The 22,753-nt window shown below is 60.6% G+C and carries 15 protein-coding genes; 8 read left to right on the forward strand and 7 right to left on the reverse strand.

Translation table 11 applies throughout. The features are described 5' to 3' along the window. The first annotated feature begins 73 nt into the window (after positions 1-73). The 4 genes from ptsP to AC0R79_RS05200 are packed head-to-tail and all read left to right on the forward strand — an operon-like array spanning position 74 to position 7,222. Entirely contained in the window at positions 74-2,935 is a 2,862-nt protein-coding gene (gene ptsP / locus AC0R79_RS05185) for a phosphoenolpyruvate--protein phosphotransferase (RefSeq protein WP_474733530.1), read from the forward strand. Further along, positions 2,935-3,876 carry a 1-phosphofructokinase gene (gene pfkB, locus AC0R79_RS05190; RefSeq protein ID WP_474733533.1) on the forward strand — a complete coding sequence of 314 codons (942 nt, stop codon included), beginning with the start codon at positions 2,935-2,937 and terminating at the stop codon, positions 3,874-3,876. Before ptsP ends, pfkB begins: the two co-directional genes overlap by 1 nt. Positions 3,877-3,887: 11 nt before the next feature. Beyond that, positions 3,888-5,621, forward strand: coding sequence for a PTS fructose-like transporter subunit IIB (locus tag AC0R79_RS05195; protein WP_474733534.1), 1,734 nt, complete (start codon positions 3,888-3,890; stop codon positions 5,619-5,621). 59 nt (positions 5,622-5,680) lie between these two features. Further along, positions 5,681-7,222: an alkaline phosphatase D family protein gene (locus tag AC0R79_RS05200; protein WP_474733535.1), complete on the forward strand. Its 1,542-nt coding sequence runs from the start codon at positions 5,681-5,683 to the stop codon at positions 7,220-7,222. Positions 7,223-7,341: 119 nt separating this feature from the next. Here the strand turns inward: AC0R79_RS05200 and AC0R79_RS05205 are convergent, their stop codons facing one another. Both AC0R79_RS05205 and AC0R79_RS05210 read right to left on the reverse strand, forming a co-directional pair. Beyond that, a complete protein-coding gene (locus AC0R79_RS05205; RefSeq protein WP_474733536.1) occupies positions 7,342-9,870 on the reverse strand; it encodes a PepSY domain-containing protein in 2,529 nt (842 codons plus the stop codon). Between the two features lie 132 nt (positions 9,871-10,002). Further along, positions 10,003-12,324 (reverse strand): TonB-dependent receptor, encoded by a 2,322-nt coding sequence (locus tag AC0R79_RS05210; RefSeq protein ID WP_085608048.1) that lies wholly within the window; start codon positions 12,322-12,324, stop codon positions 10,003-10,005. Positions 12,325-12,531: 207 nt separating this feature from the next. Between AC0R79_RS05210 and AC0R79_RS05215 the strand changes: the two genes are divergently transcribed. From AC0R79_RS05215 to AC0R79_RS05230, 4 genes are all read left to right on the forward strand, one after another. Further along, positions 12,532-13,212 (forward strand): Fe2+-dependent dioxygenase, encoded by a 681-nt coding sequence (locus tag AC0R79_RS05215; RefSeq protein WP_127796906.1) that lies wholly within the window; start codon positions 12,532-12,534, stop codon positions 13,210-13,212. Further along, on the forward strand, positions 13,213-13,971 hold the full coding sequence (locus AC0R79_RS05220; protein ID WP_474733538.1) for a tetratricopeptide repeat protein: 759 nt from the start codon (positions 13,213-13,215) through the stop codon (positions 13,969-13,971). A 232-nt stretch (positions 13,972-14,203) separates the two neighbouring features. Next, positions 14,204-16,423, forward strand: coding sequence for an alpha-xenorhabdolysin family binary toxin subunit A (locus AC0R79_RS05225; RefSeq protein WP_474733539.1), 2,220 nt, complete (start codon positions 14,204-14,206; stop codon positions 16,421-16,423). Positions 16,424-16,444: 21 nt separating this feature from the next. Continuing rightward, entirely contained in the window at positions 16,445-17,347 is a 903-nt protein-coding gene (locus AC0R79_RS05230; RefSeq protein ID WP_240664977.1) for a hypothetical protein, read from the forward strand. A 43-nt stretch (positions 17,348-17,390) separates the two neighbouring features. Here the strand turns inward: AC0R79_RS05230 and AC0R79_RS05235 are convergent, their stop codons facing one another. From AC0R79_RS05235 to AC0R79_RS05255, 5 genes are all read right to left on the reverse strand, one after another. Continuing rightward, entirely contained in the window at positions 17,391-18,554 is a 1,164-nt protein-coding gene (locus tag AC0R79_RS05235; protein WP_007953693.1) for a type III PLP-dependent enzyme, read from the reverse strand. Positions 18,555-19,146: 592 nt separating this feature from the next. Further along, positions 19,147-20,301: an osmoprotectant ABC transporter ATP-binding protein OsmV gene (locus tag AC0R79_RS05240; protein WP_007953692.1), complete on the reverse strand. Its 1,155-nt coding sequence runs from the start codon at positions 20,299-20,301 to the stop codon at positions 19,147-19,149. After that, positions 20,298-20,951, reverse strand: coding sequence for an ABC transporter permease (locus AC0R79_RS05245; RefSeq protein WP_007953690.1), 654 nt, complete (start codon positions 20,949-20,951; stop codon positions 20,298-20,300). The genes AC0R79_RS05240 and AC0R79_RS05245 overlap by 4 nt, the downstream gene beginning before the upstream one ends. Positions 20,952-20,964: 13 nt before the next feature. Next, positions 20,965-21,858 (reverse strand): glycine betaine ABC transporter substrate-binding protein, encoded by an 894-nt coding sequence (locus AC0R79_RS05250; RefSeq protein ID WP_474733540.1) that lies wholly within the window; start codon positions 21,856-21,858, stop codon positions 20,965-20,967. A gap of 20 nt (positions 21,859-21,878) precedes the next feature. Next, complete coding sequence (locus tag AC0R79_RS05255; RefSeq protein WP_474735068.1) at positions 21,879-22,568, reverse strand: ABC transporter permease; 690 nt, start codon at positions 22,566-22,568, stop codon at positions 21,879-21,881. Positions 22,569-22,753 lie beyond the last annotated feature (185 nt).

A 22,753-nucleotide genomic window follows, 5' to 3' on the forward strand; every position in this document is an offset into this window, starting at 1 on the left:
ATGGCTCACAGCGCCTAAGCTGCAACCATTCAAAACAATACCTGGCGTTAATTGGCGCCAAAAAGGAGATCGCATGCTCGAGCTCACTGTAGAGCAGATATCCATGGGCCAGTCGGCTGTGGATAAACCCGCCGCTTTGCAATTGCTGGCCAGTCATCTGGTCGCCGATGGTCTGGTCGCCGACGGATACCTCGCCGGCCTGCAGGCCCGGGAGGCTCAGGGCTCGACCTTCCTCGGCCAAGGCATTGCGATCCCCCACGGCACGCCCGAAACCCGCGATCAGGTGTTCGCCACCGGCGTGCGCCTGATGCAGTTTCCCGACGGCGTGGACTGGGGCGATGGCCAGATCGTTTATCTGGCCATCGGCATCGCCGCCAAATCCGACGAACACCTGCGCCTGCTGCAACTGCTGACCCGCGCCCTCGGCGAGACCGATCTGGGCCAGGCCCTGCGTCGTGCCAGTTCGCCGGAAGCGCTGCTGAAACTGCTGCAAGGTGCGCCGCAGGAATTGGCGCTGGATGCGCAGATGATCGGCCTCGGGGTCTCCGCCGACGATTTCGAAGAACTGGTCTGGCGTGGTGCGCGGCTGCTGCGTCAGGCCGATTGCGTGAGCAACGGCTTCGCCGGTGTATTGCAGCAGGTCGAAGCGCTGCCGCTGGGCGATGGCCTGTGGTGGCTGCACAGCGAGCAGACCGTGAAGCGTCCGGGCCTGGCCTTCGTCACCCCGGACAAACCGATGCGCTATCTCGGCCAGCCGCTCAGCGGTCTGTTCTGTCTGGCCAGCCTCGGTGAAGCCCATCAGGCGTTGCTCGAGCGTTTGTGCGCGTTGCTGATCGAAGGTCGCGGCCATGAACTGGGCCGCGCCACCAGCAGCCGCAAAGTCCTCGAAGTGCTTGGCGGCGAGTTGCCGGCCGATTGGCCGAGCGCACGTATCGCACTGGCCAACGCCCATGGTCTGCACGCACGGCCGGCGAAGATCCTCGCGCAACTGGCGAAGAGTTTTGACGGCGAAATCCGTGTGCGCATCGTCGACGGTCAGGACAGCGCCGTATCGGTGAAGAGCCTGAGCAAACTGCTGAGCCTCGGCGCGCGTCGCGGCCAGGTGCTGGAAATCATCGCCGAACCGAGCATCGCCGCCGACGCCTTGCCGGCGTTGCTGGCCGCCATCGAAGAAGGCCTCGGCGAAGAAGTCGAACCGTTGCCCGCAGTCAGTCAACAGCGCGAAGTGATTACGGACATTGCAGAAGTGCTGACCGCCCCGGCCTCCGGCAGTCTGCTGCAAGCGATCCCTGCCGCCCCTGGCATCGCTATCGGCCCGGCGCACATTCAGGTCCAGCAAGCCATCGATTACCCGTTGCGCGGCGAGTCTGCCGCCATCGAGCGCGAGCGTCTCAAGCAAGCGCTGGCCGACGTGCGTCAGGACATTCAAGGCCTGATCGAACGCAGCAAGGCCAAGGCGATCCGCGAGATTTTCATCACCCACCAGGAAATGCTCGACGACCCGGAACTCACCGACGAAGTCGACACTCGCCTCAAGCAGGGCGAAAGCGCCGAAGCAGCCTGGATGGCCGTGATCGAGGCCGCCGCGAAACAACAGGAAGCGTTGCAGGACGCGTTGCTCGCCGAACGTGCCGCCGATCTGCGCGACATTGGTCGCCGGGTGTTGGCGCAACTGTGTGGTGTGCAGACGCCCGCCGAGCCCGAGCAACCGTACATTCTGGTGATGGATGAGGTCGGCCCGTCCGACGTTGCACGTCTGGATCCGGCACGGGTCGCGGGGATTCTCACCGCCCGTGGCGGCGCTACCGCGCACAGCGCCATCGTGGCCCGCGCGCTGGGGATTCCGGCGCTGGTCGGCGCGGGCGCTGCAGTGTTGCTGCTGAAACCGGGCACGCCGTTGCTGCTCGACGGCCAGCGCGGTCGCCTGCATGTGGACGCGGATGCCGCGACCCTGCAACGCGCCAGCGAAGAACGCGACACCCGCGAACAACGCCTGAAAGCCGCCGCCGAACAACGCCATCAACCGGCGCACACCACCGACGGCCACGCCGTGGAAGTGTTCGCCAACATCGGCGAAAGCGCCGGTGTGATCAGCGCGGTGGAGCAGGGCGCCGAAGGCATCGGCCTGCTGCGCACCGAACTGATTTTCATGGCTCATCCACAGGCACCGGACGAGGCGACTCAGGAAGCCGAATACCGCCGCGTCCTCGACGGCCTCGCCGGTCGGCCGCTGGTGGTGCGCACCCTCGATGTCGGCGGCGACAAACCGCTGCCGTATTGGCCGATCGCCAAGGAAGAAAACCCGTTCCTCGGCGTACGCGGGATTCGCCTGACCTTGCAGCGTCCGCAGATCATGGAAGCGCAGTTGCGCGCCTTGCTTCGCTCGGCGGACAACCGTCCATTGCGGATCATGTTCCCGATGGTCGGCAGCGTCGAAGAGTGGCGTCAGGCCCGCGAAATGACCGAACGCCTGCGCCTGGAAATCCCGGTGGCCGATCTGCAACTGGGGATCATGATCGAAGTGCCGTCCGCCGCACTGCTGGCGCCGGTGCTGGCCAAAGAGGTGGACTTCTTCAGTGTCGGCACCAACGACCTGACCCAGTACACGCTGGCGATCGACCGTGGTCATCCGACCCTGTCCGCCCAGGCTGACGGCCTGCACCCGGCGGTGCTGCAACTGATCGACATCACCGTGCGCGCGGCCCATGCCCATGGCAAATGGGTTGGTGTGTGCGGCGAACTGGCGGCGGATCCGCTGGCGGTGCCGGTGCTGGTTGGCCTTGGTGTGGATGAACTGAGCGTCTCCGGGCGCAGCATCGCCGAGGTCAAGGCGCGCATCCGCGAACTCAGCCTGACGCAAACGCAAAACCTTGCTCAACAAGCCCTGGCCGTGGGCAGCGCCAACGAAGTGCGCGCATTAGTGGAGGCCCTGTAATGGCCAAGATTCTCACCCTGACCCTCAACCCGGCGCTGGACCTCACGGTGCAGTTGCCACGTCTTGAGGCCGGTCAGGTCAACCGCAGCGACGAGATGCACACCCACGCCGCCGGCAAGGGCGTCAACGTCGCGCAAGTGTTGGCCGACCTCGGTCATCAACTGACGGTCAGCGGCTTCCTCGGCGAAGACAATCTGCAAGCCTTCGAAACCCTGTTCGCCAAACGTGGCTTCACCGATGCGTTTATCCGGGTGCCCGGCGAGACCCGCAGCAACATCAAGGTCGCGGAACAGGACGGACGCATCACCGACATCAACGGTCCGGGGCCGGTGGTCGGCGTAGTGGCGCAACAGGCGTTGCTGGAGCGTCTGGTGCAGATCGCGCCGGGGCATGACGCGGTGGTGGTCGCCGGCAGTTTGCCGCGCGGAGTCACTGCACAGTGGTTGCGCGAACTGGTCGAGCGCTTGAAAGCGTTGGGTCTGAAAGTCGCCCTGGACACCAGCGGCGACGCCTTGCGCGCGGCGCTCAAGGCCGGTCCGTGGCTGATCAAGCCGAATACCGAAGAGCTGGCCGATGCGCTGGGCTGTGAAGTGGTGTTCCACGCGTCTCAGGCCGAGGCAGCCAATCGGCTGCACGCTCAGGGCATCGAGCATGTGGTGATCTCCCACGGTGCCGACGGTGTGAACTGGTTCAGCGTCGGCTCGGCGCTGCATGCGACGCCGCCGAAGGTCAGCGTCGCCAGCACGGTCGGTGCCGGCGATTCGTTGCTGGCCGGCATGCTGCACGGTCTGCTCAGCGCCGACACGCCGGAACAGACCCTGCGCACGGCCACCGCGATTGCGGCGCAGGCGGTGACCCAGATCGGATTCGGTATTCACGATGCCGCGCAACTGGCGCAACTCGAACAGGGCGTGCGCGTGCGTCCCCTGTCAGAACAATAAGAGGGTTTGTCATGAAGTTAGCCATTGTCACGGCCTGCCCGAACGGCATGGTCACCAGTGTGCTGTGCGCCCGGTTGCTCGACGCCGCGGCCCAGCGTCAGGGCTGGAGCACCAGCGTCGAAGTGGTGGATGCGGCGCACCCGGAGCGCGAGTTGTCGGCGGCCACCATCGAGGCCGCCGAGTGGGTGTTGCTGGTCGCCACGGGACCTGTGGACATGACCCGGTTCATCGGCAAGAAAGTCTTTCGGATCGCGCCGGCGCAAGCCTTGCAGGATGTGGAAGAAGTACTGCGGCGTGGCGCCGTCGAGGCCGCGGTTTACGTCGCTGCCGAAACGCCGCCCTTGGTTGCCAGTGCTCAAGCACCACGTCTGGTCGCTGTCACTGCGTGCCCGACCGGCGTCGCTCATACCTTCATGGCCGCCGAAGCCTTGCAGCAAGCCGCCAAGCGTCTGGGCTACGACCTGCAAGTCGAAACCCAGGGCTCCGTCGGCGCGCGAAATCCGCTGAGTGCGGCAGCCATCGCCGAGGCTGACGTGGTGCTGCTGGCGGCTGACATTGAAGTCGCCACCGAGCGTTTCGCCGGCAAGAAAATCTATCGCTGCGGCACCGGCATTGCCTTGAAGCAGTCCGAAGCCACGCTGAAAAAAGCCCTGGCCGAAGGCAAGCAGGAAAGTGCTGCGGGCGACGGCAAAGCGTCGGCCAAGCAGGAGAAAAGCGGCGTCTACAAACACCTGCTGACTGGCGTTTCTTTCATGCTGCCGATGGTGGTGGCGGGCGGTCTGATGATCGCCTTGTCGTTCGTGTTCGGCATCACCGCGTTCAAGGAAGAAGGCACGCTGGCGGCGGCGCTGATGCAGATCGGTGGCGAGACCGCGTTCAAATTGATGGTGCCGCTGCTGGCCGGTTACATCGCCTGGTCGATTGCCGACCGCCCCGGACTTGCGCCGGGCATGATCGGCGGTTTGCTGGCGAGCACCCTGGGCGCCGGTTTCATCGGCGGGATTGTCGCCGGGTTTATCGCAGGCTACGCGGCCAAGGCGATCAGTCGTTATGTGGCGCTGCCGCAAAGTCTGGAAGCGCTGAAACCGATTCTGATCATTCCGTTGTTCGCCAGCCTGTTCACCGGGCTGGTGATGATTTACGTGGTCGGCAAACCGGTGGCCGGGATGCTCGCGGCGCTCACGCATTTCCTCGACAGCATGGGCACCACCAACGCAATTCTGCTCGGCGTGCTGCTGGGCGGCATGATGTGCGTCGACCTCGGCGGGCCGATCAACAAGGCTGCCTATGCGTTCTCGGTGGGGCTGCTGGCCTCGCAGAGTTATGCACCGATGGCCGCGACCATGGCCGCCGGCATGGTGCCGCCGATTGGTCTGGGCATCGCCACTTTCATCGCCCGACGCAAGTTCGCCCAGACTGAACGCGAAGCCGGTAAAGCGGCGCTGGTGCTCGGGTTGTGCTTCATCTCTGAAGGGGCGATTCCGTTTGCTGCGAAAGACCCGTTGCGGGTGATCCCGGCAAGCATTGCCGGCGGTGCGCTGACCGGTGCGTTGTCGATGTACTTCGGCTGCAAGCTGATGGCGCCCCACGGTGGCCTGTTCGTGCTGGCGATCCCGAACGCGATCAACCATGCGCTGCTGTATCTGCTGGCGATTGTCGCGGGCAGCCTGCTGACGGCGGTGGTGTATGCGCTGGTCAAGCGGCCGGAAGCCGTGGAACTGGCGTTGGAGCCCGCGAAGGCGTGAGGTGTCACACCCCTTTCATCTAGCGGTGCTTAAGTTTTCCTTTTTTCAGGGAGAACACCATGAGCGATTTCAATCCCGGTCGCCGGCGCGTGATGCAAGCCGTCGGCGCCGGACTGCTGATGCCGGGGCTGGCCCCGGCCGTCATCGCCTCGGTCAAGGATCGACCGCAACTCACTGACGGCGTGCAATCCGGCGACTTGCAGGGCGACCGCGCGATGATCTGGAGCCGCGCCGACCGCCCGGCGCAAATGGTGGTGGAGTGGGACACCCGCAGTCAGTTCCGCCATCCGCGCCGGGTCGTCTCGGCGCTGGCCGATGCCCGCAGCGATTTCACCGCCCGCGTCGAACTCACCGGGTTGCCGGCCGATCAGGCGATTTTCTACCGCGTGTATTTCAAGGACGCCCGTACCGGCGTCGCCAGCGAACCGTGGCTTGGCCATTTGCGCAGCGCACCGACGGCGCGGCGCAATATCCGCTTCGTGTGGAGCGGCGACACCGTCGGCCAGGGCTTCGGCATCAACCCCGATATTGGCGGCATGCGCATCTATGAAGCCATGCGCATGCGCCTGCCGGACTTCTTTATCCACAGCGGCGACACCATCTACGCCGACGGCCCGGTGCCGGCGCAACTGACCACCGAGGGTGGCCGGATCTGGCGCAACCTCACCACCGAAGCCAAGAGCAAGGTCGCCCAGACCCTCGACGATTATCGCGGCAATTACCGCTACAACCTGATGGACGAAAACGTCCGCCGCTTCAACGCCGAAGTGCCGCAGATCTGGCAGTGGGACGACCATGAAGTGGTCAACAACTGGTCGCCGGGCAAGCAGCTCGACGAGCGTTATCAGGAAAAAAATATCCACACCCTGGTCGGCCGTGCGCGTCAGGCCTGGCTCGAATATTCGCCGATGCGTTTGCAGGCGGCCGATGGCGGCGGGCGCATCTATCGCAAGCTGAGTTACGGGCCGATGCTCGACGTGTTCGTCCTCGACATGCGCAGTTATCGCGGCGCCAACGACGACAACCTCGGGGCGGAAAAACCGTTCCTCGGGCGTGAGCAACTGAACTGGCTCAAGCGTGGACTGAAGGCCTCGAAAGCCCAGTGGAAAGTCATCGCTGCCGACATGCCGATCGGTCTCGGCGTGCCGGATGGCGAGGTCAGCCCCGGTGTTGTGCGCTGGGAAGCGGTGGCCAACGGCGACCCAGGTCCGGCGCAGGGACGTGAGCTGGAAATCGCCGAACTGCTGGGCTTTTTGCGCGCGCAGCAGGTGCGCAATTTCGTGTTCCTGACGGCGGACGTGCATTACTGCGCCGCGCATCACTACCACCCGGATCGCGCGGCGTTCCAGGATTTCGAACCGTTCTGGGAGTTTGTCGCAGGACCGTTGAACGCCGGCAGTTTCGGACCCAATCCGCTGGACAAGACCTTTGGCCCGCAAGTGGTATTCGAGAAGGCGCCGGCGGTACAGAACGCCTCGCCGTTTGCCGGATTTCAGTTTTTCGGTGAGGTGAATATCGAGGGGCAGAGCGGGGAGATGAGCGTGGTGTTGCGGGATCTGGAGGGTGTTGCGGTGTTTGAGCAAAAACTGCAACCGACTTGAGTTCACCGCAAACAATTTGTGGGAGCGAGCTTGCTCGCGATAGCGGTGTAACAGACAACGAATGTGTTGAATGTAAAACCGTCATCGCGAGCAAGCTCGCTCACAGTGGTTATGTGTGGTCAGTAAACGTCGCGGCGATAGCGACCCTGTTCGATCAGGCGTTCGACTTCAGCGGCGCCCAGCACTTCATTGAGCACCTGATCCACGCCCGACGCCATGCCTTGAAGGCTGCCGCAGATGTAGATCACCGCACCGTCCGCCAGCCATTTTTTCAACTCGCCGGCCGATTCGCGCAGGCGATCCTGCACGTAAATCTTCTCGGCCTGATCCCGTGAGAACGCCAGATCGAGGCGTTCCAGATCGCCATTGATCAACCACTCTTCCAGCTCTGCACGACAGAGGAAATCGTGCTCGCGATTGCGCTCGCCGAACAGCAGCCAGTGACGCTGTTGATTGTCGGCGATCCGTGCCTTGAGCAAGCTGCGCAGCCCGGCGAGGCCGGTGCCGTTGCCCAGCAGGATCATCGGCGCCGGAGCGTTCGGCAAATGGAAACCGCTGTTGCGGCGTACCCGCAGGCTGATGCTGCCGCCGACCGGAGCATGCTCGGTCAGCCAGCCGGAACCGATGCCGAGGCTACCGTCGGCATGCTGTTCCTGACGCACGATCAGCTCCAGCACGCCGTCGGCGGCAATCGAGGCGATCGAGTATTCGCGCATCGCCAGCGGCACCATTGCATCGACCAGCGCCTGGGCGTGCAGGCCCACCAGATGGGCGCGGTGCTCGGGCAACTGGCGGGTGGCGAGGGCGACTTCCAGCGACTCTTCCAGGCCGTTGACCTTGACGCTGGTTTCGCCACGGATACCGAGGCCGTCGAGGAAATGCTCGATCGCCCACGGGCAGTTGCGCGGCAGTACTTCCACCAGATCGCCGGCCAGCCAGCTGCGGGAGGTCGGCGCGGTCAGGCCGAGCAGGAAGACGGGGGAGCCGCTGCTGTCCGGGTTCATCAGCTCGCGGCGCACCAGTGTCCAGTTCTCGTAGCTAGGCGCCTGCCAGGTGTCGACCGGCGCTTGCCCGGTGATCAGGCCGAGCTGGGTTTGCCAGTGACGCAGGGCGTAAGGATCGCCGCTGTCGACTTCCACCGGGGCAAACAGGGTCTTGCCGCCGTGTTCGCCGAGCCATTGATGCAGGCGCCGGGCGAAACCGCAGAAGTGTTGATACTGACGATCGCCGAGGCCGAGCACCGCGTAGTTGAGGCTGTCGAGGGTCGAGGCGTTCTTCAATACCTTGCGCTCGAAACCGCGAGCGCTGTCCGGCGCTTCGCCGTCGCCGAAGGTGCTGACCACGAACAGCGCGTTGTTCGATTCGCGCAGATCCTGCTCGCTGACACTCGCCAGCGGTTGCACCTTCACCGGCAATCCGGCGGCCTGCAACTGGCCGGCGGTCTGCCACGCCAGTTGCTCGGCAAAACCGCTCTGGCTGGCGAAACCGATCAGCCACGCCGGCGTATCGCCGGCCGGTTGGTCGAGGCCTTTGCGGGCATCCTTGATCTGCTTTTTCTTGCGTCGGCGATCCAGGTACAGCAACCATCCGGTGATGAAAAACAGCGGCATCAACACCGCCGCGACGGTGACGATGATCCGCCCGACCAGACCGAAATAGCTGCCTACGTGCAACGCATAAATGCTGGTCAGCAACTGCGCCTTGAAGCTTTTGTCGGCATAGCGGTCGACACGTTTGACGACGCCGGTGACTGGGTCGAGGGTGATCTGGTTCAGCGCGCGGTCATGGGGCGAGCTGTCGAGCAGATAGAACACGGTCGCCGGTTGGCCGGCCACTGGCGGCATGCGGATGTTGTAGGAGGCGAGGCCCGGGCCTGCGGCGCTGTAGATGCTGACCCACATCGCGGCGTAATCGGCAGTCGGCGCCGGACCTTCGGGCGCCGGGCCACGGCCGCCGCGCACGCGTTCGTTTTGCGGCGCATCGGAAAGCAATTTGGTCAGGCCCTTGTTGTACCACTCGTAGGACCAGGACAGTCCGGTCAGTGCCAGCAGCAGGTAAACCAACATGCACCAGGTGCCGAACACCGAGTGCAGATCCCAGTTGAAGCTGCGGCCCTTTTTCTTCCAGTCGAGGGTCAGCCACACGCGCCAGCTGTTCCACTGGCGCGGCCAGCGCAGGTACAGGCCGGACAGGCAGAAGAACAGCAGCATGAGGGTGCAGGCGCCGGTGATGTTGCGGCCGGTATCGCCCATGGCGAGGAACCGGTGCAGTTGCAGCATCAGGCCAAAGAAGTCCTGGCCGGTGGCGTCGCCCTTGAACTCGGCGGTGTAGGGATCGAAGTAACGCATCTCGCCCCGGCGCTCGCCTTTGGGCGGGGTGAACCAGACGCGCCCGGCGCTGCCGCTTTCGGTCTCGACCGAGAGCATCGAGACTTTCTTGCCCGAGGCTGCTTCGATCTGCGCCACCAGATCGGCGGGCGGGAGGACGCCGGCGACCTGTTTCTCCACCTGCAACACGGAGGGGTTGAGGGCTTTGAGAATTTCGTCCTGAAACGAATAGGCAGCGCCGGTGATGCCCATCAGGGCCAGCACCAGCCCGGCAGTGATGCCAAAAAACCAGTGCAACTGGAACAGGGTTTTCTTCAACACGTCGCTTGCCTTGTCCGTTCGGAAATTGTGTTCACGGCGTGCATTATGCCGTGGCTTATCGAGAAACGTTCTTTATTACGCACAAAAGCCCCGCTCAAATGAATGAACGGGGCCCGGTGCTTCCGGCTTCTGTCAGAAGTGGAAGTTGGTGCTCAGCAATGCCGTACGGCCCGCCGCCTGGTTGGCGAAGTGAGTCGAGAAGGCCTTGTCGTAGTAGGTCTCGTTGGTCAGGTTCTGCACGTTCAGTTGCAGGTCGACGTTCTTGCTCAGCTTGTAAGCCGCCATCGCGTCATAGCGAACGTAGGAATCGACCATGGTGGTGTTGGCCACGCTGCCGAACACGTCATCCACGTAGAACGCACCGCCACCGATGGTCAGCTTCGGCGTGACCTGGTAAGTGGTCCACAGGCTGGCGCTGTTTTTCGGCGTGTTAGGCAGCTCGTTACCGTTGTTGGCCTTGTTGGCCGGCAGGTCACCACCGTCAACCTGTTCGCTGTCCATGTAGGCGTAACCGGCGAACACTTGCCACTTGTCGGTGATCTTGCCGCTGGCGGACAACTCGATACCTTGTACACGAGTCTTGCCGGCGTTTTCGTACGAGGTGGTATCAACCTGGACACGAGCGTTTTCTTTCTCGGTGCGGAAGATGTCGGCGGTCAGCGACAGGCGATCGTTCAGCAGATCCCACTTGGTACCGATTTCGTAGTTCTTGGTGGTTTCCGGCTCCATGTCGCTCTTGAGCAGGTTGCCGTTGCGATCCGGCGTGCCGCCCAGCGGGTTGCCTTCCTGACCTTCACCCAGGGTGTTGCCCGGCGGTGTGGCGGAGGTGGCGTAGGACGCATAGATGCTGCCGTTCTCTGCCGGTTTGTAGACGACGCCGAACTGGCCGGTGACGAACTCGCTGGTGTCCGAACCCTTGGAGGTGGTGCGGCCAGCGTTGGTGTACGTCTTGTAGCCGGTTTCGAAGTGGTCGTAACGCAGACCCATGTTCACCAGCCATTGCTCGGACAGCTCCAGGGTGTCGAACGCATACAGCGCGTAGGTATCGGACTGGGTGTCGGTGCCGGCGTAGTTGCGCGAAATCGCGCCGTTCCACGGATCGTTCGGGGTCGGGTTCGACAGCGAGGTGCAGTTGTAGCCGCTGGCGGCGCCGATCAGGCCCGGGTTGCAGTTGGTGGTCACGGCCGAGGTGCGCGGCGTGGTGTCGGTGTTGACGTTGTACGAGGATTTGCTGCTTTCCTCACGGGTGTATTCGACACCGGTGGAGAAGCTGTTCTTGAAGCCTGCGACGTAGAAATTGCCGAACAGATCGGTCTGGTTGGTGGTGGTCTCGGTGTTGCTCACGCGAGTGTTCGCACGACGCCAGACGCTGCCGTTGTTGACGTTGCCCTTGCTGTCGTCCGGCTGGGTCAGGATGTAATCCTGCATGCTGGTGCCGTGACGCAGGGTGTTCTTGATCGTCAGCGAGTCGCTCAGGTCATGCTCGATGGCGAAGGTCGCGGTGTCGGTGCGGCCCTTGCGGAAATCGCGGTCCAGACCGTAGAAGTTGCTGTGATCGCCGCCGGCGTACGGCTTGTCCGGGTTGGACTTGGTGCGCGCCGCCGAGCCGCCCGCCGGAATGGTGTATGGGATGCCCGAATCCGGCGTGTCGTTGCTTTCGAGATGGTAGTAATCGAGGTTGACGCGGGTGTCGGTGCCCAGGCCGAAGGCCAGGGACGGCGCGATGCCCCAACGGTCATAGTCGACCTTGTCGCGACCGGCGACGTTGCTCTCGTGGCTCATCAGGTTCAGACGGCCGGCAGCGGTGTCGCTGAACTGGTAGTTGCCATCCATCGTGTAGCGCTGGGTCTGGTCGGAGCCCCAGGTGAAGCCACCGTCGAACGAGTTGCCCAGGTGCGCTTTCTTGCTCACCAGGTTGATGCTGCCGCCCGCCGCGCCGCGACCACCGATGGCGGAGTTCGGGCCCTTGCTGACTTCGATGTTTTCCACAGCGAAGATTTCGCGGCTCTGCGAACCGGTGTCGCGCACGCCGTCGAGGTAGGTGTCGCCCTGGGCGTCGAAACCACGGATGAACGGACGGTCGCCCTGCGGGTTGCCGCCTTCACCGGCACCGAAGGTGATGCCCGGTACGGTGCGCAGCGCGTCCTGCATGTTCAGGGCGCCGGTGTCTTTCAGAACTTGTTGCGGGATAACGGTGACCGAGCGGGGCGTATCGACCAGCGGCGCGGTGTACTTGGGCGAGGAGGCTTTCTCGACCTGGTAGGACGTCGAGTCCTGGGCTTCGCCGGTGATGGCGGTGGCGTCCAGGGCGATGGCATTGCCGGTGGCTTTGCTGTCGGTTTTTTCGGCGGCGAACACCATGTGGCCTGCGGAGCCGGCGGTGATTGCCACGCCGATGGCGGAAGCGAGCAGACGTGGTGAGCTGACCGGTAATTGTGCTTGTTGACGTGCCATTTTTATTCCCCTCCCCAAGGATTTGAGGCGGCGGAATATAGGGTAAACAGGTATTCGTATCAATTGCGAAACATTGTTATTCGCACTGAATTTACATTCTTTACAATTTAACCTTACGGTTTTTGCCAGTTCATTCGTCTAGCGGGTTTTACACAGCCAATAAGAATCAATACCATTGCCGCCTCTTTGCCATCAGGTGACATTGCCATGCTGCTGCACATCCCCGCTCTGTTCGAGAAAGACGAAGTGCGGCGCATCCGCGAGGCTCTGGAACAGGCCGACTGGGCCGATGGCAAGATCACCGCCGGCTACCAATCGGCCAAGGCCAAGCACAATCTGCAGCTGCCGGAAGGCCATCCGCTGGCCAAGGAGATCGGCGCCGCGATGCTTGAACGCCTGTGGAAAACCCCGCTGTTCATGTCGGCTGCACTGCCGCACAAAGTATTTCCGCCGTTACTCAACTGCTACACGGCGGGCGGCAGTTTCGATTTCCACATCGACAACGCGGTGCGTCAGCCAAAGGGCAGCATCGAGCGCGTACGTACGGATCTGTCGGCCACGCTGTTTTTCAGCGAGCCCGAGGACTACGACGGCGGCGAGCTGGAAATCCAGGACACCTTCGGCACCCAACGGGTGAAACTGCCCGCCGGCGACATGGTGCTGTACCCCGGCACCAGCCTGCACAAGGTCAACGCTGTCACTCGTGGCGCGCGTTATGCCTCGTTCTTCTGGACCCAAAGTCTGGTGCGCGAAGACAGCCAGCGTGCCTTGCTGTTCGAGATGGACGGCGCGATCCAGCAACTGACTCAGGACATGCCCGATCACCCTTCGCTGATCCGCCTCACCGGCACCTATCACAACTTGTTGCGTCGCTGGGTCGAGGTGTAAGTGGCGGACTTTCGGTTACGTCGCGAAGAAGTCCTCGACGGTGAACGCCTCACCGCCATGCTCGAAGAAAGCCCGGCTCGCGCGGCTCAGGCAATTCTGCTGGCGGCGGGTGAGGGGGTGCTGGAAGCACAGGCGCTGCTCGGGCAGATCCTGCTCGATGGTCACGGGATCGCTCAGGATCAGCCGCTGGCAATGCGCTGGTTTGAAATTGCCGCAGGGCAAGGTCATCTGATGGCGCGCAACATGCTCGGCCGCTGCCATGAACACGGATGGGGTTGTGTGGCCAGCGCCGAACTTGCTGTGCGCCATTACCAGACGGCCGCCGACGCGGGGCTGGATTGGGCGATGTACAACCTGGCGAACCTGCACGCCACCGGGCGTGGAATACCCGAGAACCAGGCGCAGGCCCTCGCCCTGTACCGCCGCGCTGCTGAGTCGGGACATGCCAAGTCGATGAACCTGTTGGGCCGGTATCTGGAAGAGGGGCGTCACTGCCCACAAGATCTGCCAACGGCACGTGACTGGTATCGTCGCTCGGCCGAGGGCGGCGATTTTCGAGGGCAGTTCAGTCACGCCGCGGTGCTTGCCGATGAGGGCCGCATCGATGACGCACTTGGCTGGCTACGCAAGGCACTGGACGCGGGCAAAGTGAATTTCCTGCGAGTCGCCAGTATGTCTTTGTTGAATGCACAACATCCGCAAATCCGCGCCATGGCCGACGCTTATAAGTTGCGGCTGGCAGAGTTAGTTGCTTTGTAAATATTTATTCTGCGGTTATTTGGTTTTATCAAGTTTATATGGCTGTTCTCGGATAAGTATTCGGTTGAGTGGCTTATTTGTCTTGATTGCTAATATTTGAATGCTTGTTGGTTGTTGTCTTGCTGTCCTAAGGTTGTTTTGCGATGTCGGCGCTCAAGTTGAAATGAGTCGAACGATGATGTCGTATCTAAAATGACTTTTATTAAATATCCGAAGAAGACAAGGAGCTCTTATGGAATTCAAGATGGACAGCAAGATTGTCGAGGCCGCCGCAAAAGCGCCTCGGATGTTTGTAAGTGCTTCGCTCGGCGAGGGTGAAGAATACAATCGGGAAACCGGTATTCAATTAACCAAAGAGCAGATTATCAGCCTGCGAAAGTATGAAGTCCTGGGGCTGTCGCTTCCGGTTCGGCTGGCGGACGTCGTTGCTTATCTGAACTATGGCGCCGGGGATGCTGGGGGCGTTGGTCTCAAGGCAACAGACTTCCTGCGGACATTCACCTACACCTACGACCACGCGAAGCGCTGGTCCCCGCTGCGTGAAAAAATCATGCTCACGGGTACCGATCTGAAGATTTTTGCCGGCAACATCATTCGTACGGGTAAGGGCATCGTAGAAATCTACGATGACCTGAAAGCCTCCAGATACCTGGAAGAATTCGATATCAATACGCCGGAAGAGTATCTGCAGCTGAAGCGCACGATTCCGGGGCTTCCCGACCTGGGCTTGCCGTCCGGCGATGTACCGGAAATCAAGGCCTACCTCAATGACATGCTGGACAAAGTCATGAAGTGCCACGCGAAGGCCGAGGATGTCAGGTCAGAGCTCGACAGTTTCGGGGCTGACATGCGCGAGATCGTGTTGCCGGAAATCAAGCTGCGACTGGAGTTCGTGTCGCGCAATACCTATCAGGCAGACATCCAGGCCCTGCAGGGCGAAATCGATCAGCGCTCGAAAGAAATCGATGAACTGAACAAGCAATATGATCAGTTGGTTCAAGAAGCGATCAGGTCGGCAGCGACCCTGAATATCGGTGGTTTGATTCTCGGTATCTATCAAGGCGTCAAGGCTGAAAAGATCCGTAAGGAGCGAAACCGGTTGAAGGCGGAACAACAGACCTCCAACCAGGTAATGGCCAGCAAAAACCAGACGCTGAGTTCCCTGAACAAAGTGCGCGATGATTTGCAGAATCTCAGCTATGTAGCGATCGAGGCTGAAGTCGCTACGCAAAACCTGATGCTGGTATGGAATGCGCTGAGCACCTATATATATGCCTCCGTCAAAGAAGTTGATCTGCTTCAGGAGGCAACGTCCCTGAGGAAGTTCAAGAACCAGATTCTCGGCATTATTGATCCGTGGGAACAGATCAAGGCGAGTTCCGATCAACTGCTGGGCGTGTTCGCGGCGGCAGATAAAGAGTATGGAAGCAGTTTCACGATGTTCAGGAGTAAAGTAGTGATGTTCTCGCTAAATAATAATCCAGCCGTTTCGGGTTTTGATGGCGCTGCCTTACGCGCTCACGCTGCGGCTGTTCAAACAAGTAATGTCACTGCTCAAATGCTGGGCGAACAGTTCAATTATCTGCCGGGTACCGTCCGCACAATGAATGGGCTGACAGTCGCTATCCAGAAAGCCACATTTGAAATTCGTAATAAGGCCCAGACGACAGGGATCAATCTGGAGCGTACGCAGAACAAACTGAAGACAGCTCAAATCGAACTGATCGATTACCCGGAAGACGCGAATGAAATCCACGAGGAAATGGAAAGCGACCTCAAGAATGTTTCGATGAAAGTCGCCGAATACGCGGCCGATTTGAAGATGACCCACAACGGCTTGAGTACCGCCTATGACCGGTCGGCTTCGGCGCAATGGATCGTAACCCTGCAACAGGATCGGGCTTTCACGGAGGCACTGAAGGTCAAGTCTGAAGAAAAAGTCGTCGATTTCGAGAAGCAGATGAAATCGGTGTCTGAAGCGCTCGAGCTGATCGCGAAAGCCGGGGTAGAGAAAATCGGTCAGGAGGCCCGATTGACCCTGGATAACCTGAAAGCCCTGGGGCTGGCGCCACCGCAGGTCCAGATTGCACTGTTCGCCATTGATACCTTGAAAAAAATGATCTCGGGCATCGGTGAGGCCATTTCCTATCTGAACATGCTGGCGGCTTACAACAAGCTCAAGGAAAAAGCGGCTGACCTAAGGGCGCAGTTGAAGAAGCTCATCAACGAGATTGAACAGATCGATGGAAAGATTCAGCTGGTGCGAGTCCTCGACCAACTGGACGAAGAGCGCTGGGGATACGCGAATGAGTTCTCGAATCTGGTAACCCGGATTGAGTCTCTCGCCCGGGACTTCAAGCAAGACAAGTCGCAGCCGGTCGAGCTGCGGACGGCTGAAGCAATCCCCCGAATTGCCGACGTCAGGCAGTACCTGAAAACTGTTCAGCAGTAAGGAGTCGAGGCGGTGGGCGACATGTCCACCGCTTCCCTGCCACTCATGAAAACACTTGCCTATGAATTCTCCACAGCGCAACGACGCGTGCTGGATCGATACACAAGTTTTCTCGGTTCTCTTCACCCCACCTTCAACAATATTCCTTTGGTGTTTGAGCGTCGCAGAGCCAGCGGTCATCAACTGGCGGTACTGGCCAGCGATTCGCGTTTGAACAACGCCAGTTTCAATGCACGCTACTTGCAGGCGTTCTGGCAGCGCACCGAAGAGGCTCGGCGCCTGTGCAGTACTTACGTCGCGGATCTCGCTACGTTCACCGCCGAAACGCTGGAAATCACCCGCAATACTTCAAGGAACGAGCCTCTCAGTCAGGTGGATTTCAAGTTGTACAGCTTATCCAGGTCGCCGAGCTGGAAGTTGTTTCCCCCAACCGATGTCCCGGACCTAGTTCACGAACTGGCGCTTCGTTTTTCCTCGCTGAGGGCGGTGATTCGCCAATTGAAATACACCATCGCCGAGGTGCATGACGAGTCGTTCGGTCTCAAGTCGGTATTTGGCAGAGCAATGGATCATCGCTCGTGCCAGTGTCATACCCAGCCGACGGTGGTCGAGGAGTTGTTTCGTGAAGTGCGCACGACGCCGGTTTGGGACGTGGCTTATTCGTCAGCGGATCCGCTCGTCAGAGCCGCAGAATACAAAGTTGATATTGCCGGGTTGTTTAGCGGATTGGCTTCCGTGAGTTCGTCCATCAGCGTGTTTCTCGAAGAAACCGGCTTGCGCATCGACGTGCTGTTCAATGACTTATTGAAGGCAGAGCGTGCGTCGAAACTCGGCGAGTTGAATTTTCACCTGGTCGCCGCGCAAGAGGGCGCCGATGAGTTCATGACGATGCTCAATCATCTTGAGATCTGGCTGCGCAAATAAAAAAGGCCCATGCATGCATGGGCCTTTTCAGTTGAAGCGTCGCTTACACGTAGAACGATTTCAGCGGCGGGAAGCCGTTGAACTCTACGGCGCTGTAACTGGTGGTGTACGCACCGGTCGACAGCCAGTACAGACGATCACCGATCGCCAGGTTCAGCGGCAGGCCGTACTTGTAGTTTTCGTACATGATGTCGGCGCTGTCGCAGGTCGGGCCGGCGATCACGACTTCTTCCATCTCGCCTTTCTTCTCGGTCCAGATCGGGAACTTGATCGCTTCGTCCATGGTTTCGATCAGGCCCGAGAATTTGCCCACATCGGTATAAACCCAACGCTCGACGGCGGTGCGGGATTTACGCGCGACCAGCACCACTTCGCTGACCAGGATGCCGGCGTTGGCGATCAGCGAACGGCCCGGCTCCAGAATGATTTCCGGCAGGTCATCACCGAAGTCTTCCTTCAGGAAGCGGATGATTTCTTCGGCGTAGGTTTCCAGGCTGTTGGTACGGGTGATGTAGTTGGCCGGGAAGCCACCGCCCATGTTGATCAGCTTGAGGTGGATGCCGTCTTCTTCCTTCAGGCGTTCGAAGATCACTTTGACCTTGGCGATCGCCGCGTCCCAGACGCTGATGTCGCGCTGTTGCGAACCGACGTGGAACGAGATGCCGTAAGGCACCAGGCCCAGGTCGCGGGCGAGGATCAGCAGGTCCATGGCCATGTCGGTCTGGCAGCCGAACTTGCGCGACAGTGGCCAGTCGGCCGTGGTCGAGCCTTCGGTCAGGATGCGCACATAGACTTTGGCGCCCGGTGCGGCCTTGGCGATGTTGCGCAGGTCGGCTTCCGAGTCGGTGGCAAACAGACGCACGCCCTTCTCGTAGAAGTAGCGAATGTCCTTGGATTTCTTGATGGTGTTGCCGTAGCTGATCTGGTCCGCGCTGACGCCACGGCTCAGCACTTTGTCCAGCTCATAGATCGAGGCGATGTCGAAGCTCGAACCTTTCTCTTTGAGCAGGTCGATGATCTCGACGGCCGGGTTGGCCTTGACCGCGTAGTAGACCTTGGCGAATTCGAAACCGGCGCGCAGGTCATCGTAGGCCTGGGCGATCATCGCGGTGTCGATCACCACGAACGGGGTTTCCTGTTTGTCGGCGAACGCCTTCATTTTCTGAAAGGTTTCGCGCGCGAAATAGTCTTCGACCTGGATCGACATGCTGGGAGCTCCTATGGGCAAACTCGTAAAAACAATGGGTGCAAATGAACGCCCTCCGTATCCCCACTTTGGTTCGCCTACTTCCCAAGGCATGTCGCCGAAAGCAAAAAGGCCATGGGAAATGTAGTCTTTCTTTCCCTTGGCCTTGCTGTCTCGTCGTCAGTACTTGAGCCGGATGGATCGTTTCCAGCATGGACGTTCGGCGCGAACTTTAGGGCGTGAGGGGCCTGAGATCAACTAAAAATGTCGCGTTTTTGCACGCTTCTGACGTGCGTCGCGGATATCACTCTTTGTAGCCGACCGAGATGACGGTCAGATGTTCCGCAATAATTTTCAGGTGTTAAAAATACCTGCACGTTCGAAGCTGATGCGCGCCAAGTCATGGATAAGTACGATCACTTCAACATCGGCGACGTTGGCGGCGAGAAGGGGAGGTGAGGGGGGAGTTGCCGGTCAGGGCTGATATCTTCGGACGGATTCAGCCTTCTGATGTGTTGATATTTCTTGCCGGCTCATCGTCGGCAAAAGAATCACGGCTTTCAGGTTCCGGCGGTCGAAAAAAAGGGCTGTCGAACAGCCCTTTTGCTTTTGATCAGGCCACCGCCTCGGCTGGCGACACAATATTGGTCTTCATTCCGCGTGAACGACCCGAACTCAGGTATGCCGCAATCGACTCTTGCGTGACCTCGCCGAGGAACACTCGCTCGGCATCCATCACCGGCAACCATGCCCGATTGAACTCGTACATGCGCGACAACAGGATGCGCAAATGCTCGTCGTATGCTGCCGTGGCGTTGAACTCGCGCAGGAATTGCGCACAGGTGCCGGTCTGACGATGCAGGTCACGACGGCGCACATAACCCAGCGCCTTGTTCTCCGCGTCAGTCACGACGACATAACGGCGGTCATGCTCGTCCATCAACTCCAGCGCATCGGCCACCGGGGTTTCCGGGCTCACCGACGGCGCGTTGTCCGCGGCGTCTTCGGCTTTCACCAGCAGCAGGCGTTTGAGGGTGCTGTCCTGGCCGACGAAGTTGCTGACAAAATCGTCCGCCGGATGGGCGAGCAGGGTGTCCGGATGGTCGATCTGCAACAGTTTGCCGGCGCGGAAAATCGCGATCTTGTCACCGAGCTTGATCGCTTCGTCGATGTCGTGGCTGACCATGATCACGGTCTTGTTCAGCGCTCGCTGCATCTCGAAGAATTCGTTCTGGATCATCTCGCGGTTGATCGGGTCGACCGCGCCGAACGGCTCGTCCATCAGCAACAGCGGTGCATCCGCCGCCAGTGCGCGGATCACGCCGATCCGTTGCTGCTGGCCGCCGGACAGTTCGCGCGGATAACGATGCAGATACTGCTTGGGTTCAAGCTTGATCATGCTCATCAGTTCGCGGGCGCGGTCGTGGCATTTCTGTTTGTCCCAGCCGAGCAGTTTCGGCACCACCACGATGTTTTCTTCGATGGTCATGTTTGGGAACAGACCGATCTGCTGGATCACGTAACCGATGTTGCGGCGCAGGGTTACTTCGTCGAGGTCGGTGGTGTCTTCGCCGTTGATCAGGATCTTGCCCGAGGTCGGCTTGATCAGGCGATTGATCATTTTCAGCGTGGTGCTTTTGCCGCAACCCGATGGCCCGAGGAACACGCAGATTTCGCCTTCATTGACGGTCAGGCTTACCGAGTCCACGGCTTTCACATCTTTGCCGTTGCTTTGGAAGGTCTTGCTGAGGTTTTGAAGTTCGATCATTTGAGGAGTCCTTTTGGAGTCAGCGAACGTTGCAGCCACTGCAAAATGAGATCGGCGAAGATCGCCAGAAGACTGACCAGCAGCGCGCCGACGATGAGCATCGACATGTCACTGCGGCTGATGGAGGCGAGGATCAGCACACCGAGGCCACCGGCGCCGATGGTCGCGGCGATGGTCATCACGCCGATGTTCATCACCACGGCGGTACGCACACCGGCGAGGATCACCGGCACTGCGATCGGCAACTCGACCATGCGCAGGCGCTGGCCGAAGGTCATGCCGATGCCGCGAGCGGCTTCACGGATGCCCGGTTCGACGCCGGTCAGGGCGAGGTAGGTGTTGCGCATGATCGGCAGCAGTGAATAAAGGAACACGGCGGTGATCGCCGGCATCGGGCCGAGGCCCTGGCCGAATTTCGAGTAGAACGGCAGCAACAGGCCGAACAGGGCAATCGACGGCACGGTCAGCAGCACCGTGGCGCTGGCCTGCAAGGGACCGGCGAGGCTCGGGAAGCGCGTCATCAGGATGCCCAGTGGAACGCCGATGAGGATCGCCAGGCTGACGGCGATGCCGACCAGCGTGATGTGCTGCCAGGTCAGGTGCATCACCTGCTGCCAGTCGAGGTGGGAAAAGGCGTTCAAAAATTCCATGACTTTTCCTCCTTTAGTTCAGTGGATGCTGGCGCAGGAAATCGGCAGCGACTTTCGACGGGCTCTCGTGATCGACGTCGACCCGCGCGTTGAGCTGGCGCATGGTTTCGTCGTCGAACAGTTCGGCCAGTGGCTTGAGTTGCTCCGCCAGTTTCGGGTGCGCGTCGAGATAGGCCTGACGCACCACCGGCGCGGCGGTGTAGTCCGGGAAGTAATGCTTGTCGTCTTCCAGCAGCTTCAGACCGAACGCGTTGAGGCGACCGTCGGTGGTGTAGACCAGACCGGCAAACACCTGACCGTTGCGCAGGGCGGTGTAGACCAAACCTGCGTCCATCTGCCGGATGTTCTTGCGGGTCAGATTCATGTCGTAGAGCTTGACCATGCCGTCCAGGCCGTCGGAGCGGTTGGCGAACTCGGTGTCCAGCGCCACCAGGTGATTGGTCTTGGCTTCAGCCTTCAGCACGTCGTTCAACTGGCTGATGTTGCTGATCTGCGGATATTCCTCGGCCACTTTTTTCGGCAGGGCGAGGGCGTAGGTGTTGCTGAATTTCGACGGTGTGAGCCAGACCAGGCCCTTTTTCGCGTCGAGTTCTTTCACCCGGGCGTAGGACTGTTCGCTGTCGAGTTTTTCAGTGACATGGTTGTAGGCCACCAGCGACACACCGGTGTATTCCCAGAGCATGTCCAGCTGCCCGCTTTCGTGGGCGCTGCGGGCCAGGTTGCTGCCCAGGCCGCCGGTGATCTGCGCGTCGTAGCCTTTGCTGCGCAGGTATTGCGCGGTGATTTCCGCGAGCAGGGTCTGCTCGGTGAACACCCGGGCGCCAAGGCGAATCACCGGTTTGTCGGCGGCTTGGGCGATACCTGCGAATAGCAGCAAGCAGCCCAGAATCAAACTAAGTCTTTTCATAAATATTCCTTCGCGAGGCCTTAAGACGGACGCAAACCGCGTTCCAGCCAGAGACGGCTGGCGAGGGTGACCACGCCATCGAGCAGCAGGGCCAGCAGCGCGGTGCACGCGGCGCCGAGCAGCAGTTGCGGCTGATTGTTCAGGGCGATGCCGGGGAAGATCAGGCTGCCGAGGCTGTTGGCGCCGATCAGGAACGCCAGCGGCGCCGTACCGACGTTGATCGCCAGCGCTACCCGCACACCGCCGACGATGATCGGCACGGCGTTGGGCAATTCGACTTTCCACAGCACCTGACGCGGGGTCATGCCGATGCCGACGGCGGCTTCTTTCAGCGAACCCTGGACGTTTTTCAGGCCTTCATAGGTGTTGCGCACAATCGGCAACAGCGAGGCGAGGAACAAAGCGAAGATCGCCGGACCGCTGCCGATGCCGAGAATCCCCAGGGCAATGGCCAGCACGGCCAGCGGTGGCACGGTGTTGCCGATGTTGAAGATCTGCATGAAGCGTTCGGCGCGGCCGACCATGGTCGGGCGGCTCAGGAAAATACCGGCGGGAATGCCCACGACCAGGGCGGCCAGCATTGAAGCGAGGACGAGAATCAGATGAGCTTGCAGGTAAAACAACAAATCGTCGCGGTAGTGTTCGATCGTGTTGATGCCGATCCAGCGGACCAGCAGGGCCAGGAGCGCGATTACCACCGCACCTCCCATCAGCCCTTTGCCATAGCGGATAGCCACAGGCGGACTCCTTTTTTTGTAGTCGGCGAGCGCTGCTCCGTGTGGCATGCCATGCCTGGCTGCCGAAGTCAGCGTTCGCGAGAAGCAGCTTTTTTTCAGTCCGGCAAAAGCGGTCTGAAAGCGAGCCATGAGCGCAGCCTCGTCAGGCTAACTTGCTG

Source organism: Pseudomonas sp. HD57-3, assembly GCF_056113135.1.